The organism is Candidatus Nebulibacter yamunensis (assembly GCF_024208055.1).
Lineage (GTDB): Bacteria > Pseudomonadota > Gammaproteobacteria > Francisellales > Francisellaceae > Caedibacter > Caedibacter lacustris.
Map to the genome: position 1 here is coordinate 1 of NZ_JAMBMW010000005.1, position 15123 is coordinate 15123.

At 35.0% G+C, this 15123-nt stretch carries 15 protein-coding genes; all 15 read right to left on the reverse strand.

The window, feature by feature from the left end:
- Positions 1 to 367: 367 nt before the first annotated feature.
- On the reverse strand, positions 368 to 1036 hold the full coding sequence (locus M1V25_RS03480; protein WP_116963465.1) for a trimeric intracellular cation channel family protein: 669 nt from the start codon (positions 1034 to 1036) through the stop codon (positions 368 to 370).
- Positions 1037 to 1081: 45 nt separating this feature from the next.
- Complete coding sequence (rsmD, locus tag M1V25_RS03485) at positions 1082 to 1681, reverse strand: 16S rRNA (guanine(966)-N(2))-methyltransferase RsmD (RefSeq protein ID WP_157966566.1); 600 nt, start codon at positions 1679 to 1681, stop codon at positions 1082 to 1084.
- 5 nt (positions 1682 to 1686) lie between these two features.
- The gene (lptG, locus tag M1V25_RS03490; RefSeq protein ID WP_498842451.1) at positions 1687 to 2757 is read right to left on the reverse strand and encodes an LPS export ABC transporter permease LptG; all 1071 of its coding nucleotides are present in this window, start codon (positions 2755 to 2757) and stop codon (positions 1687 to 1689) included.
- Entirely contained in the window at positions 2754 to 3848 is a 1095-nt protein-coding gene (lptF, locus tag M1V25_RS03495; RefSeq protein WP_498842452.1) for an LPS export ABC transporter permease LptF, read from the reverse strand. Before lptF ends, lptG begins: the two co-directional genes overlap by 4 nt.
- A 259-nt stretch (positions 3849 to 4107) precedes the next feature.
- Complete coding sequence (locus M1V25_RS03500; RefSeq protein ID WP_116963469.1) at positions 4108 to 4767, reverse strand: ABC-type transport auxiliary lipoprotein family protein; 660 nt, start codon at positions 4765 to 4767, stop codon at positions 4108 to 4110.
- Between the two features lie 2 nt (positions 4768 to 4769).
- Positions 4770 to 5675, reverse strand: coding sequence for an MlaD family protein (locus M1V25_RS03505; protein ID WP_116963470.1), 906 nt, complete (start codon positions 5673 to 5675; stop codon positions 4770 to 4772).
- 11 nt (positions 5676 to 5686) lie between these two features.
- A complete protein-coding gene (locus tag M1V25_RS03510; protein WP_116963471.1) occupies positions 5687 to 6469 on the reverse strand; it encodes an ABC transporter ATP-binding protein in 783 nt (260 codons plus the stop codon).
- A 2-nt stretch (positions 6470 to 6471) separates the two neighbouring features.
- Positions 6472 to 7590, reverse strand: a complete 1119-nt coding sequence (locus tag M1V25_RS03515) for an MlaE family ABC transporter permease (protein WP_157966567.1) — start codon at positions 7588 to 7590, stop codon at positions 6472 to 6474.
- A gap of 160 nt (positions 7591 to 7750) precedes the next feature.
- A complete protein-coding gene (locus tag M1V25_RS03520; RefSeq protein WP_498842498.1) occupies positions 7751 to 9772 on the reverse strand; it encodes a UvrD-helicase domain-containing protein in 2022 nt (673 codons plus the stop codon).
- A complete protein-coding gene (gene ygfZ, locus M1V25_RS03525) occupies positions 9772 to 10548 on the reverse strand; it encodes a CAF17-like 4Fe-4S cluster assembly/insertion protein YgfZ (protein ID WP_498842453.1) in 777 nt (258 codons plus the stop codon). Before ygfZ ends, M1V25_RS03520 begins: the two co-directional genes overlap by 1 nt.
- Positions 10549 to 10709: 161 nt before the next feature.
- The gene (rsgA, locus tag M1V25_RS03530) at positions 10710 to 11702 is read right to left on the reverse strand and encodes a ribosome small subunit-dependent GTPase A (RefSeq protein ID WP_498842454.1); all 993 of its coding nucleotides are present in this window, start codon (positions 11700 to 11702) and stop codon (positions 10710 to 10712) included.
- A gap of 115 nt (positions 11703 to 11817) precedes the next feature.
- The gene (fabG, locus tag M1V25_RS03535; RefSeq protein ID WP_498842455.1) at positions 11818 to 12558 is read right to left on the reverse strand and encodes a 3-oxoacyl-ACP reductase FabG; all 741 of its coding nucleotides are present in this window, start codon (positions 12556 to 12558) and stop codon (positions 11818 to 11820) included.
- A 21-nt stretch (positions 12559 to 12579) separates the two neighbouring features.
- Positions 12580 to 13515: an ACP S-malonyltransferase gene (fabD, locus tag M1V25_RS03540; RefSeq protein WP_498842456.1), complete on the reverse strand. Its 936-nt coding sequence runs from the start codon at positions 13513 to 13515 to the stop codon at positions 12580 to 12582.
- A 168-nt stretch (positions 13516 to 13683) separates the two neighbouring features.
- Positions 13684 to 14133 carry a YcgN family cysteine cluster protein gene (locus tag M1V25_RS03545; protein ID WP_116963477.1) on the reverse strand — a complete coding sequence of 150 codons (450 nt, stop codon included), beginning with the start codon at positions 14131 to 14133 and terminating at the stop codon, positions 13684 to 13686.
- Position 14134: 1 nt separating this feature from the next.
- Positions 14135 to 15106 (reverse strand): octaprenyl diphosphate synthase, encoded by a 972-nt coding sequence (gene ispB / locus M1V25_RS03550; RefSeq protein WP_116963478.1) that lies wholly within the window; start codon positions 15104 to 15106, stop codon positions 14135 to 14137.
- Between the last annotated feature and the right edge of the window lie 17 nt (positions 15107 to 15123).

Below are 15123 nucleotides of genomic sequence, written 5' to 3' on the forward strand. Positions count from 1 at the left end.
CCTGTTAAACGACGAAACTCATCTGCTGCTAACTTGTTTATCGTTTCCCATCTCATTGATCATATCCACCTTTAATTTTTAAATAGCTATTTTGCTAGATTAAATACGGTTTGGAAAGAACTCTAATGTAATAGGTTGACCATTAATTGTAAGTTTACGTCTTTTATGAAGCAAGGATTCTTTTGCTAAAGCGTTTTGGCAATGTTGACATAACCCTTGTTTGGTCTTTTGTAAACATAAAATACATTGGTAATGAATGAAAATTGTTTTTAGGATGGTTAGGACTTTTAAAATAAACATTTTTTGTTTTTAATTGAAGTATCTTCATAGCTTTTATTTAAGCAGGAATTTTGAATAATGCTTCTTGCTAGGAAAAATACTTAATACGTGGTAGATGCCAATTTTTATAAATCGCGCATAACCTTAAACAAAAGCCAATGCCAATAATGGTAAGCGCACTAATAAGATTATCAATTTGAAAATAAAGCGTAATAGTATGTAGAAATCCAACTACAGCAGCGACAATCGCATAAAGTTCTGCCTGGAAAACCAAAGGTACGTCGTTACATAGGATATCTCTTAACACTCCTCCAGAAATTCCAGTGATAATGGCCATGATAATGGCAATAATAAAACTACCGATTACAGTGAATCCATCATTGTTAACAGCATGCAAGGCAATTTTATAGCCAATATCGCTTCCAAGGTAGGCAAAGGTCACAAGACCAAGCGCATCAGCAATAAGGAAAAATTTATGTAGTCTTATGATATGTTTAGCAACAAAAATAGCAACAACTGATGCAAAGAAGGTAACAACGATATACTCAGGATAAAGTATCCAAGTTAAAGGGTAATAACCCAGTAAGATATCACGTACGGTTCCACCACCGAGTGCAGTAATGGTAGCAATTGTAATAATCCCAAATAAATCCATATTTTTTCTACCTGCAGAAATGGTCCCAGACATGCTCTCAGCCGTAATTCCAATCACAAATAAGATTTGAAAAATAATAATTTTATCTACTAAAAATGCCATATAATTAATCTTCTGAAAACCGCGAGGGGTATCATAACGCTAAGCTTAGCGACTACCAAGCTTTTTATATAGTAGATATGCAGATACGTCACCTTGTTGAGTCTGTTTTATGATCTCAAATAAATCAAGTTCTTTAGGTGGTGATTTGGTAGCAAATTCAGTATAGATAATTGTGTTAGTAGTAATATGAATATTATGATTAATAATGTTAAGTGCGCGATCAAGTAGTTCGCTTTTAAAAGGAGGATCAAGAAAAATAATGTCATAGTTTATTGGGTTTTGCAGATGAGATAACACATTAGCGTGGAGAATATGAGCATTACCTATATTTAAACGTTGAGTATTTTGATTTAAAAAAGCGAGTGCGTTTTTATCTAACTCGAATAAATCACAACTATGCGCTAACCTTGAGAGTGCTTCAAATCCTAATGCACCACTGCCTGCGAAAGCATCAAGACAGCGTGCATTTACTATATAAGGCATCAACCAATTAAAAAGTGTCTCGCGTAAGCGATCAGATGTAGGTCTTAAGTTGGGATCTATTGTTGGAAAAGAGATTTTGCGTGACTTATATTTACCAGCAATAATGCGCAGCTGGCTATACTGATTTTTAATAAGTGTTGATTTTTGAACGTTCTTTGGCATGACCATTACTCACGCATTTTCCAAAATAAAAAGCCTAGAATAAAGGTGAAAATGACATTTGGAATTGCCGCACCAAAGAATCCGGGTAAGTTATAAACAAGGCTAAATGGACCAAACGTTTGATTAATAATGTAAAAACTAAAGCCAAACAGCATACCAATAATAAATTTATAACCCAAAGCAGATGAGCGCATTGAACCTAATGAAAATGGTACTGCAATCAGCATAAGAATGATAAGTGATAAGGGTTGGAAGAAAGTTTGCCAGAATTTTAACCAGATACGGTTAGCATTTTGTTGTCCTTCTTTATTAACTTTGATGTAATCAATCAGCTCACTTAGGTTTAAATAATCTGTGTTAGAAGTAATGATTTTAAGTAAGGAGGGGGGCAATAAGTTATTCCAATATTGTTTAGCATCTTTGTAAACAACACTATTGTCTTTGCCAATTTGGGTACTGACAACGTTATTGACTTGCCATTGTTTATTTTCAAAGGTTGCACTATCACCATGATCAATAGCAGTCAGTTGATTGTTATCAACCGTATATTTGGTAACGTTGCTAAGTTTACCATCAGTATCATTTTTGCCAACGTGAATAAAAGCATTACCTTCTCGTACCCATAGTGTTTGCGTATCGTATAGTACTAAAGCTTCATTACCACCTGTAGCAAGCGTTTTGTTAATAGTGGCTTGTTTTTGGAAATAAGGTGCAATATAAGCACCTGTTAAAAAAGTAATAAGTGCTAAGCAAAATGCGGCTAACAGTACGCCTTTTGCAATCTGACTAATTGATTGCCCAGATGCACGCATAACAATAAGCTCACTGTTGTTAGCTAAAAGTCCTAATCCCATAAGCCCCCCTAATAATGCGCAAACAGGCATGATAAGGTAAATATTAGCAGGTGCCTGATATACTACATATAAAAAAGCTATTAGAGCTGTATACTTACCTTTACCAATATCACCTGCTTGCGCAATATAGGTAAACAAGAAGAAAATAGCAGTTAGTGCCAATATCATAATAAAAGAAGTATATAAAACAGTAGAGGCGACGTATAAGGTCAGACGCTTCATACCTTTACCTCACTTTTTGCAGTCTGATAATAAAAAAGTTTGCCATTATAACGCTTGAGTATTATTAGCATAGTCACTGCAAAGATAATATGAATCCACCATAGCCCAATCCAGCTGGGAATTGTACCATCATTAAGCCATGATTTAGATAAGGACAACAAGTTAAAGTACATGATAAAGACTAAAATAGCAGGAATAATTTTGCTATAACGGTTTTGGCGTGGGCGCATTTTAGACATTGCAAGCGCAATTAAAGTGGATACTAAAATTGCTAAAGGAAAGCTTAAACGCCATTGCAGCTCTGCTTGATAAAGTGGATTGTTACTGCCAAGTAACTCAAATGTAGGTACTGATTCGATGGAGGAGTTATAACCCACAGTGACTTTAGAAGATATAAATTGAGTCGCTTCTTTGAATTCACCTTTTTGAAGTTCGGCTGTACCAGCTTGAGCATCATAAAAATAGCCATCTTTTAGAATTAGATACTGATTACCATCTGGACGCGTTTCAGCATAACCGATTGGCGCAGTAATGATGGTGCTGGCATTATTGGGTTTTTGTTGATAGATGAAGATATCGTACATGGTGCCATCACTATCAGTTGATTTGGTATAGACAACTTGTTTGCCATCATTAAAAGGAATGATTTGACCTGGTTGAATAAAACTAATTAAAGAATTTTTTGTTGTGGTTTTTTGAACAAGGAAATAATTTTGGTCCATCTTAGGTAGAATGAATAAAGTCAAAATAATTTCGATAATAAATAAGCTTAAAGCGGGAATAAGAATAAATTTAAATAGGCGAAACCAACTTGTTCCACAAGCAAACGCAACTGTCAGTTCATTGTTGGCAAATAATTTACCATAGACAATGAGGATAGAAAAGAAAAAACTAATGGGCAGAAGATATGCAATATATTTAGGTAACATTACTGAAATCATTTTAAACACGGCATCTGCTTCAATATTACCACCTGAAACAATAGACAAATATCGAACAAACATGTTGCTGATCACAATTAGTAGCAAAATTAATATAATTGCCATTGTCATATTGACCAATTCACGGTTTAAATAGCGCAGTAAAATCAATAATTCACCCTCTAAGTGTTTGTTTTAAGCTTAAACGTTTTTTATTACTTAATTATTTCTCACAATAAACTCTCGATGACTACCTTTAAAAGGTAGCACACTTATCTCAAATGTATTTTGGAATCTAATAAGAACCTCATTAAAGTTTGTAACCTTAATAAATAAATCTGGGTGTATTTTACATGAATCTATCAGAAAATCAGTTATTTTGCGCATTGATTTTTATGTTGTTACAATTAGACTAACATAACATATTTCTTCAATTGCTGTTAAATTTTTGACTTACCAACCAGCTGTTGATATCTCTTGTTAGCGTTTGACTGAGTTTGTTAGTGGCGATTGCAAAACCTTTTGCGTTTGCATCTGATTTTTCTGTTAAGTCGAACGTTTGAATTGCAACAACTTTTCCTGAGTTAGCATTGGTTAGTGTATAAGTCACAGATAGGATAACACTACTATTACCATTTTGAATTAGCTGTGTTAACTGATTTAAATTTCCAGTAAGCCGATAATCGGCGTAGCCAATGAAGTTACTTGAAACAACATTTTTAAAATTATGAAATTGAAGCAAGGCTTGCAACGTATTTCTGCTTAACATTTGTTGAGGAGGAACTGCCCAACTGTTCTCACTATAACTTAATAACTGATATGATGTGTTTTCACGATAATACATTACGGTTGAATTATAAGGCTCAGCAGCAGTTAAGGGTGTAACAAATAAGGTCAGGTTATAACTTTTGTCAGGCTGTGAAATTGCTTCTCTCTGATCACCTTGATCTTTTTGAGTTTGTAAATTAGGAGGAAGTATTTGATATTGTTTGGTTTCTGGAGTTGAAATTGGCGCTAAAACGCCACAGCCACTTATTAAAAGTGTTGAACAGATTGCTAAAATAACTTTTGGGGAAGTAAACTTGATCATCGTTATTCTCCAGTGTTAGGTTTTTGAGATAATTCCCCTCGTACTAAAATTGAAGGGTTATGGTTGAGTTTTTTAATGAGTACTGAAAGTTCTAAAGAAGTTTGGTTAACGTTATCTAATGTCTGTACTAATTGTGGCAATAAGACATTATTGATTCCCTGTAGAGTCTGGTTATTAAAACTTGCTATGATAGAGCTTACATCATTTGACGCTTGAGCGACTGATTTAGACGCAACATTTATGTTATTTATTATCTGATCAAAATAAGCAGAGCTTTTAGCTGTGTTGTTTAAAATAATATTCAAAGATTCTAGGCTTTGATAAATGTTGTGACCACTTGTCGCAAGCGAGTTCGAAATATCTTCAATATTTGTCATGATATGATTGATCTTTTGAACATTTTCATCACTGATAATATTAGTAACACGTGTAGAAATTTGGCTTATTTGATCGGCAACAACGCTCATTTGATTAACAATATTGGTTAAAAAAGAAGGTTTGGTTTTAACAACTGAGTAAGGCGGTTTGGAGCTTGGCTCAATAAGCTCTCTGGTTGTATCTTTGTCAATAGATAACGTAATAAAAACTTGTCCTGTAATACCTTGAGGTACCAAATTTGCATAGGTTGTGGTGTAGATAGGAATGTCTTGTTGAATTTGCATGACGACAATCACAATACTGGGATTCTCTTTATCAATCCTAATACTTTCGACTTTCCCGACATTAACACCATTATAGTTAATTGCAGCATTAACATTTAATCCGTTCACTGATTCATTAAAACGCGCAATATAGGTATTATATTTAATATCTTTTAAGCCAAAGGTAAGCCAAAAACCAATAAATATCATGAGCAAACTTGTGATAATAATGAACAAACCTGCGATGAAATAACGATTGTTTTTCATACTTTTATCCCTTAAATTACGTTGTTAACCGTGGTTTTAGGACCATTAAAAAAGTTATTTAAATTTTCATACTGTGTCATTTTTACAGCATTTTCTACAGTATCGTGCACAAGTATGCGTTTATCATCGATATAAACAACTTCATCAACGATACGCCAAATGCTTTTTAGTTCGTGTGTAATCATAATAATTGATAGATTAAGACCTTGTTTTAACTGTAAGATGAGCTGATCTAGCTCATACATTGAATGAGGATCCAATCCAGCTGAAGGTTCATCAAGAAAGATAATAGCAGGATCAAGTGCAAGTGTTCGCGCAAGTGCAACGCGCTTTAGCATACCGCCACTTAACTGTGAAGGATATTTATTGTAAGCATCTTCCTTGAGTCCAACCATTTTAAGTTTAAGTCTAGCAAGGTCGATGACGATATCTCGACTAAATGATGTATATTCTTGTAGCGGAAACATGACGTTTTCAAGAGAAGTTAGTGCGCTAAAAAGTGCACCTCCTTGGAACATCATACCCATTTGACTTGCAAACTCACGTCTTTTAATTTCATCGTCGTATAAGTCAGATATCTTATGCCCAAGTAGAAAAATCTCACCTTCGGTGACAGGCTGTAACATCAAGATTTCTCGAATTAATGTGGTTTTGCCTGAACCGCTACCACCAATGATCGCAGTAATATGGTGAGGATAGATAGACAAGTTAAGATTTTTATGTACCCATACACCATCAAAACACGTCCCTAAGTTTTTAACTTCAATAATCGGTTGATTATCAATCTTATGCATATTTATATTCCAATAGTGCTAAATAAAATTGAAAATAGCGCATCGGTTACAATGATTAAAAAGGTTGAATAAACGACGCTTTTAGTTGTTTCTTGACCGATACTTAATGAATCATTTTTAACAATAGTCCCGCGATAACAGCCAACGGCTCCAATGATGATCGCAAAAAAGGGTGCTTTGATTAAACCTGTCAAGTAGTTATTAAACGATACAGCAGTAGAAAAGCGCTGGATAAAGTCATAAAAATTAATGCCAAGCGAGGCTTTTGCCATTACCATTCCGCCAATACAACTGATAATGTCAGCAATGACAATCAGTAAAGGTAAGGCTATAACCATGCCAATAATTCTAGGCAGAATCAAGCGTTTAATAGGACTAATACCAAATGTTTTAAGTGCATCAATTTCTTGCTGAACTTTCATGGTGCCAAGCTCAGCGGTAAAAGACGAAGCGGAGCGTCCTGCGACAATAATAGCGGTAATCAAAGGTGCAAATTCACGCAAAAGTGAGATGCCTAACAAATCGACCACAAAAATATTAGCACCATAAATTTTAAGCTGTGAACCAATCTGATAACAAAGTACGATACCAATTAAAAAGCAAAGCAAAGATACAATAGCAATCGCTTTGACTCCTGTTTGGGTGATGATATCAAGAAGTAAGCGCCACTGTGTAGCAAAAGGAGTGCGTATTACTTGTAAATAACTCATTACGGTTGCACCAATAAAGGCAACCAGATTTTTACTATCTTTGATGTAGTTGGTTGTCTGCTCGCCAATTTGATATACTTTTTCGTAAGTATTTAAAGGCTGGAGGCTACTATCATAAACGGTATAATTTTTGGCAATAAGGCTAATCAAACTTATTTGTGTTTCAGTTGCAACAAGACTTACATTTTTAAGTATTTGCTGAATTTTGTAAATGAAATAAGCTCCCATGGTGTCAAGTCTTTCAATATATTTAATATCTATTTGCTCAATAGTTTTTTTAAGGGATTTGATTTTATTGATAATATTTTGGTCAATCGAGTGCCAACACCACTGACCATTTAGCATCAATGTTGATGCTTCAACATGAAAGTGAGCCTGTTTTTTATTCTTTATACTTTTTTTGCTTTTCATCCGTGCACTTAAGTAAGTCATCTATGATTAAACAACTAAAATCAAAGTATATCTATTTATTGCTATCTCAGTCGATGATTTTATGTAAAAAGTCTCTATACCAAAGAAAAATCTGTATGAAAAAATGTATTTTTTCTATAGAAATGTCTGTGAAAAGTGGTTATTGAGCATTATTAATAAATCGATTTTTAAGTGTAGCTAGGTTACTTTTAGCAATATCTTTACGTTCTTGGTGGTTAGACTCGGATTTCCCACTCCAGCTTAAATCATCTTGTGGCAGTTCATCAAGAAAGCGACTGGGGTATGAAACGATGGATTCACCAAACTTTTTGCGTGCTTTGGTTAACGTTAAGGTGAGAGTGTATTTCGCTCGTGTAATCGCAACATAAGCTAAGCGACGCTCTTCTTCAATAAAGTCATCATCAATGCTTTGCTGATGAGGTAATAGTCCTTCTTCAACTCCCATAATATAGACATGAGGATACTCTAAACCTTTTGATGCGTGGACGGTTAGAATTTGAACTTTTTCGTCTTGTTTTTGCTCTTGCTGACGATCGATAATATCCAGTAGAAGCATACGATTAATAATTTCAGCAAAATAGAGCTCTTTCTCATCGTCTTGTGGTTTTTCAGTAATCCAATCAATTAAATCAAGGATATTCTTAAAGCGTTTTTCTGCCTGCTGAAGGCTACTTGCGTTATCAATAAGCCATTGTTCATAGTGAATATCTGTCATAAGTGAAATTAAGCTTTGGCGAAGCGTATCAGGATGTTTAATTTTTTGTTGATAGTGGCAGATAAATTGATGGAATTGTTTAAGTTTATGAAGTGCAATAGGTTTAAGCTCATTTTCTAAGCCTATTTCAGTGATTGCATCAAAAAGCGCTATCTGACGGCGACTGGCATATTGACCAAGCTTTTCTAAGGTAGAAGGACCAATTTCACGCCTGGGAGTATTAATTATACGTAAAAAAGCACAATCATCGTTACTATTGATCAAAAGTTTAAAATAAGCTAAAACATCTTTTATTTCTGTTTTGGCAAAAAATGAGCTGCCACCACTGATCGCATAAGGAATTTTATACAGTTGAAAATAACGTTCTAACAAAAAAGATTGGTGATTACCACGTATAAGGACCGCATAATCTTTAAAATAAGTATTATTTTTAATTTTATGTGTCATGATTTCACTTGCAATGCGTTGTGCTTCATCCTCTTCATTTTTGGTGATTAGTACGCGAATTGGTTCGCCATAATTATGCACTGACCACAGTTTTTTATTAAAGAGATGTGGGTTATTGCCAATAAGGGTGTTAGCAGCATGTAAAATGCGACCGCTGGAACGATAATTTTGCTCAAGTTTAATAACTTTTAATGTAGGGTAATCTTGTTGTAATGCGAATAGATTTTCAGGTCGTGCGCCACGCCAAGCATAGATTGATTGATCATCATCACCAACGACGGTAAATTGTTTGCGCCTGGCAACCAAAAGTTGCATAAGCTGATATTGGCTTTCATTAGTGTCTTGATATTCATCGATTAAAACATAATGCAATTTGTTACTCCAATATTCGGCTACTTCAGAATGAGTTTGTAAGAGTTGTACAGGAATAAAGATTAAATCATCAAAATCAACAGCATTATAAGCCTTAAGATATCGTTGATATTGGATATAGATTTCATGTGCTTGTTTGATATTACTATTTTTAGTAGAAAGGTTGACTTGATCAGGCGTCAAAAGAGCATTTTTCCACAGAGAAATTTGATGTTTAATTTCAGCTGCAACTTGCTTGGTTACTTGAAAAGCGCTATATGCGATTTCATGGATGAGTGTAAGTGAATCTTGTTCGTCAAATAATGTGAAATTTGCTTTATAGCCAAGTTTTGCATGGTGTTTACGAAGCAGGTTAAGTCCTAAGTTATGAAAAGTCGAAATGCATAAGCCGCGTGTATTGTCATTTTCTAAGCGTGATAATACACGTGTTTTCATCTCTTTAGCGGTTTTATTGGTAAATGTAACAGCAAGAATACTACTTGCACTGTAATGACAGGTTTGAATCAAATAAGCAATTTTCTCAGTAATGACACGTGTTTTACCACTGCCTGCTCCAGCTAAAACTAAGAGAGGACCACTGATATATTTGACTGCTTGTTGCTGCTCAGGATTAAGTTTATGCATAATCATGCAATAATCTTGGCTTCTATGTTACCGTTTAAGATAATAGGTGTTTCATTTACGGCATGCTTAAGTACAGCAAGGATATAACTTTTGTTATCGATATTGACTTGGTTAACCACATCGGCAACGTTTTTTAGTTCTAAATCTTGCAGTTTATCTGTGATAGGCAAAGCGGTTTCTGTTTCAAGGCTAAGAAGTGATTTTTTCAATGTGCCACGATACTTCATACGCGCAATAATTTCTTGTCCCATAAAACAACCTTTTTGATAGGATATAGCATTGAATTGATCTAAATTAAGCTCAGCAGGCAAAAAGACTTCACTATTTTTGATATCAATATAGGGCAGTTGTTGGCAAATATTTTCTTTACAGACAGTTTTATAATCAAGCTTGGAGTTTATTTCTTTAAGCTTAGTATTGACAATAATACTGTGTTGAAATAAAAAACCTTCTTGTGCGGGAAGGTTACTATATACTAACTGGTGGTTATCACAGGGATCAAAACTAATCTTAGAAAATACAGCATATTTTCTTAATGCACTTAACACCTGATCAGTTAAGTTATCAGGTAGTGCTAATAAAAGCGTTTGCTCATCTATAAAGTAAGTGAAAAATAATGCGATAAGGCGACCCTTTTGATTGCATAGACCATTTAACTGCATTAGGTTGTCGTGATTTAAAAGTGCCAAATCATTTGTCAATTGGCTTTGTAAAAATTTAATGCAATCAACGCCATGAGCGCGAACAATATGGATGTTTTGATAAATATGGTAATTCATAGATGGTACGGTAAACGGTTATTTATTGCTGGCAAAATAACGGATTTAGAGTGTAAAGTAAAGTTGTTACTTTTGCTTGTAACATTAAAAATTAGGTATTGCAATCTAGCTTATCAAAGAACAAAAAATAATAAGGTCAATTGTATTTATGGTGGGTAATATTACCATTGATTGTAATTTTCTTTTACTTCCTGAATTAAGCGATGATAGTTAATCAGACGTTGCCTTGAAATTTTTCCAGATTTCACAGCTTGATCAAGTGCGCAACCCTTGGTATTTTCAAGGTGTTGACAGTTCCTAAACTGACACTTATTATCAAGTTCAATAAATTCGTTAAATCCATTAAAAATATCCGTTTCAGTAAGGTGCCAAATGCCAAACTCTCGAATACCAGGGGAGTCAATGATATTGGTATTTTGATCTAAGTGAAACAGTCTGGCGGTGGTCGTGGTATGTTTACCACGATTATTTTGTTCCGATATTTCGCCAGTTTGGGCAATTTGCTTACCAAAAAGGGCGTTGAGAGTTTCGGATTTACCTACACCAGATTGACCAACGATAATAGATGTTTTATGACTGAGCATATCTTTTAATGCTTGTAAGTTTTTATCGCATAATGCCGAGCAGCTAATGCAAATGTAGCCTAGTGTGTGATATAAAGTCATGATCTCTTTTAACTGAAGTTTGTTATCAGAATTGTCAAACAGATCCATTTTATTAAGCACAATAATTGGCGTGATTTGCATGTGCCAAGCTGCAACTAAATAGCGATCAATATAATGCTCAATAGGAAGGGGGTTCACAGCAATCATAATGACAAGTTGATCAATATTTGCAGCCATGGTTTTATGCGTATGCGAGAGTTTACTTGGGCGAATAAGCGCATTTTTACGTGCTAAAACTTGGTAAATAATGCCATACGCACTATTAAGTTGTGGCATATAAAGCACTTTATCACCTGCGACAATGGTGCCTAAATTCTGGCGATATTGGCAAAAAATAGGTTGCCCATTTTCTGCCTCAACTTCAATAAACTTACCTCTGTGCGAGATAGCAAGTCCGCTCAAAATGGAAGATAAATCTTCAGAAAGTTGATTTGCTTTGTTGTTTTGAATATTTCGTAATTGCTGCTTGCTTAATTTCCATTTGACCATGCACTTGTAACGATATTGAGTAAAAAAACTTATATTGTTGGTTAGTATAACTACATATAACTAGAATAGAAATTAAATAATAGGTTCTACTCTATGTTTTTTTAATCAATATAAACTAAGCCATGTACATGCCACCATTGACATGAATAGTTTGACCTGTGATATAACGTGCACCTTCTGATGCCAAGAATAAAACAGTTGCTGAAATATCTTTAGGTTGACCTAAAATTTGGGCAGGGATTTGCTTAATGATGGTGGCTTTTTGCTCGTTGGTAAGCTTATCAGTCATATCGGTTTGGATAAAACCAGGTGCAACAACATTAACTGTAATATTGCGAGAGGCAATTTCTTGAGCTAATGATTTAGAAAAACCAATAACGCCAGCTTTACTTGCACAATAGTTAGCTTGTCCTGGATTGCCAGAAGTACCAACAACAGAGCCAATCGTAATAATACGACCCCAGCGTTTTTTTATCATATGACGAATTCCTGCTTTTGAAATATTAAATACTGAATCCAAGTTGGTGCGAATGACATCTAACCAGTCTTCTTCAGACAAGCGCATCGTGAGATTATCCTTTGTGATACCAGCATTATTAATAATAATATCAGGATGACCTGTGTTATCTTTCATCCAGTTAAAAGCAACTTCAATTTCAGCGGTATTCGTAACATTTAGCTTTAAGCCATGACATTTACCATGTTGTTGCAAGCTTTCAGTGATTTGTTGTGCTCCAGTTTCTGATGTGGCAGTGCCTATGACTATAGCACCTTGTTCGGCGAAATTTTTAGCAATCGCAGCGCCAATTCCACGGCTAGCACCAGTAACGAACACGATTTTGTTTTTAAAATCCATAATTTATCCTTGTATTTAGTTTTATGCTTTTACTTGTTCAATGAGTTTTTCAAATGTATCAACTGTTGAAGTGTCATAATAGTTAAGCTCTTTAATAATGCGCTTATTTAAGCCAGTTAATACTTTACTGGCACCACATTCAATCACAGTATTTATTCCATCTTTAGCCATTTGTTCAATAGTTTGAGTCCACTTAACAGGGCAATACAACTGTTTGATTAAGGTATGTTTAATTTCTTTAACATCAGTATGTGAGACAACGTCATAATTATGTAATACTTTTATTTCAGGTTTTTTAATATTTATTTTATCTAACGCAATGGCAAACTTTTTTGCAGCTTCCTTCATTAAAGAGCAGTGAGAAGGCACGCTCACTGGTAAAATTTGTGCACGCTTAGCTCCCATTTTCTTGGCGATTTCATTAGCTTTTTCGACGGCTTGAAGCTCACCTGAAATAACGACTTGACCTTGCGAGTTAAAGTTAGCTGGTTCGACGATACCCATATCGTTTGCGGTATTGCAGCATTCTATGACTTGCTCATTAGTCAATCCTAAAATGGCACTCATTGCACAAGCCTTGTCTGTAACAGCAGATTGCATTAGTTGCCCGCGAAGTTGAACAAGCTTCAAAGCATCAGAAAACTGAATACCATTAGCTGCACATAATGCTGAATATTCACCTAAACTGTGACCAGCTAAAACATTGGCTTGAGTATTACTGTGTATCGATAAAATACGCCAAATTGCGATACTTGCAGCAAGTATCGCAGGTTGAGTGTATTCAGTTTTATTGAGCTTTTCTTCGTCATTTTGAATAATTTCCCACAGATCAAATTGAAGTGTGTCATTTGCTTCAGCAAACGTTTTTCTAACTTCATCAAATTGCTGATAGTAATCGCTTAACATTCCAATCTTTTGTGAACCCTGACCTGGGAAAACAATTGCAGTATGCATCATAACTTAATTCCTGTAGTTTAAAATACGTAATTATGCTAGTGAATTTTACGCCAATCTTCAAAAGGTTTATTTGTTTAAACTCTAATTTAAGGCTTGGTAGTATTTTAGGCAGCACGACAGCTTGATTAGGCAATAAAATGCACTAAACATCTATCAGTATTTGAAAACTTAAGGTTTTGCTAAAAGATAATCCTCTAAATTGCCTTTGATTTTAAGCTCAGATATAGCAAAACGTGCGGCTGAAATACCAATCTTGTGAACACTGTTTTTATCTTGAGTGATAAGTGGATGCCAACTGGGCAAATTTTTGCCTTGATATAGGCGTTTGTAAGCGCAACTATTAGGCAACCAATGTTGAGCATGTCGTAGGTGATAGACATCTAACTGTAAACAGTTAGGTACAAGTTGTTTGCGTTTTGGATAATTGCTGCACTGACATGTTTTACAATCTAATAATTTACAAGCAACCTTGGTGTAATAGATTTCATTGGTTTCATCATCTTGCAGTTTATGTAAACAACAAAGCCCACAACCGTCACATAGCGCTTCCCATTCAGAAGCTGTCATGTCAGAAAGAGCAATTTTTTGCCAGAAGTTTGGGCGTAGGGTTTGGGACATGTTAATGTGTCCTTTCAACAGCAATATGTGCTAAGGCAATAAGTGCTTCTTTATAAGAAGAATGGGCTAAATTTTCAATTGCATCAATCGCTTTTTGTGCTGCATCTTGTGCTTTGCCTATGGCATATTCAATGGCGCCACTTTGTTTAATAATATTAATGATTTTATCCATTTGTGGGTGGTGACCTTGCTCTATTGCATTACGAATAAGATTAGCATCTGTATTATTGGCATTTCGTAGTGCATATATTACAGGTAGTGTGGTTTTGCCTTCGGTAAGGTCATCACCGATGTTTTTACCCAAGGTGTCTACATCAGAGATATAGTCTAAGATGTCATCTGCAATTTGAAAGGCGTTGCCTAAATTCATGCCATAGTTGTGGAGTGCTTGTTTTTCGATGCTATTGGCTTTTGCAATAATGCTTGCTACATCACATGCTGCTTCAAAAAGTTTAGCTGTTTTGCAATAGATTACTTGCATATACCCATCTTCTGTAACATTAGGGTTATGACAGTTCAATAATTGTAAAACTTCGCCTTCTGCGATTTTATTAGTGGCATCTGCGAGTATTTGCATAATTGATATTTCATTTAACTCAACCATCATCTGAAAGGCGCGTGAATAAAGAAAGTCACCAGTAAGAACTGAAGCGGCATTACCAAAAACATTATTAGCAGTTTGTTTACCACGACGCATATCAGATTCATCAACAACATCATCGTGTAAAAGCGTTGCAGTATGAATAAACTCAATAATGGCTGCGGCTTTGGTGTGAGCTTGACCTTGATAGTTAAGGGCTCGCGCAACAAGCATGAGTAATAATGGGCGCAAACGCTTACCACCACTGTGAATAATATGTTGACTGATTTGATTAATTAAAACAACATCAGAAGCAAGTTGTTCAACGATGACATCGTTATTTTGCTCAGTATCATAAGTAATGAGTTGTTGAATTTGTTTTAGGTTTAACATTCTTTTTTTTCTTAAAT

Excerpts from the sequence above, each read along its gene's own strand:
- rsmD (WP_157966566.1), bottom strand. The coding sequence starts at position 1,681 with ATGCCAAAGAACGTTCAAAAATCAACACTTATTAAAAATCAGTATAGC.
- M1V25_RS03510 (WP_116963471.1), bottom strand. The coding sequence starts at position 6,469 with ATGCATAAGATTGATAATCAACCGATTATTGAAGTTAAAAACTTAGGG.
- lptG (WP_498842451.1), bottom strand. The coding sequence starts at position 2,757 with ATGAAGCGTCTGACCTTATACGTCGCCTCTACTGTTTTATATACTTCT.
- M1V25_RS03505 (WP_116963470.1), bottom strand. The coding sequence starts at position 5,675 with ATGAAAAACAATCGTTATTTCATCGCAGGTTTGTTCATTATTATCACA.
- M1V25_RS03480 (WP_116963465.1), bottom strand. The coding sequence starts at position 1,036 with ATGGCATTTTTAGTAGATAAAATTATTATTTTTCAAATCTTATTTGTG.
- M1V25_RS03500 (WP_116963469.1), bottom strand. The coding sequence starts at position 4,767 with ATGATCAAGTTTACTTCCCCAAAAGTTATTTTAGCAATCTGTTCAACA.
- ispB (WP_116963478.1), bottom strand. The coding sequence starts at position 15,106 with ATGTTAAACCTAAAACAAATTCAACAACTCATTACTTATGATACTGAG.
- M1V25_RS03515 (WP_157966567.1), bottom strand. The coding sequence starts at position 7,590 with ATGAAAAGCAAAAAAAGTATAAAGAATAAAAAACAGGCTCACTTTCAT.
- fabG (WP_498842455.1), bottom strand. The coding sequence starts at position 12,558 with ATGGATTTTAAAAACAAAATCGTGTTCGTTACTGGTGCTAGCCGTGGA.
- rsgA (WP_498842454.1), bottom strand. The coding sequence starts at position 11,702 with ATGGTCAAATGGAAATTAAGCAAGCAGCAATTACGAAATATTCAAAAC.
- M1V25_RS03545 (WP_116963477.1), bottom strand. The coding sequence starts at position 14,133 with ATGTCCCAAACCCTACGCCCAAACTTCTGGCAAAAAATTGCTCTTTCT.
- fabD (WP_498842456.1), bottom strand. The coding sequence starts at position 13,515 with ATGATGCATACTGCAATTGTTTTCCCAGGTCAGGGTTCACAAAAGATT.
- ygfZ (WP_498842453.1), bottom strand. The coding sequence starts at position 10,548 with ATGAATTACCATATTTATCAAAACATCCATATTGTTCGCGCTCATGGC.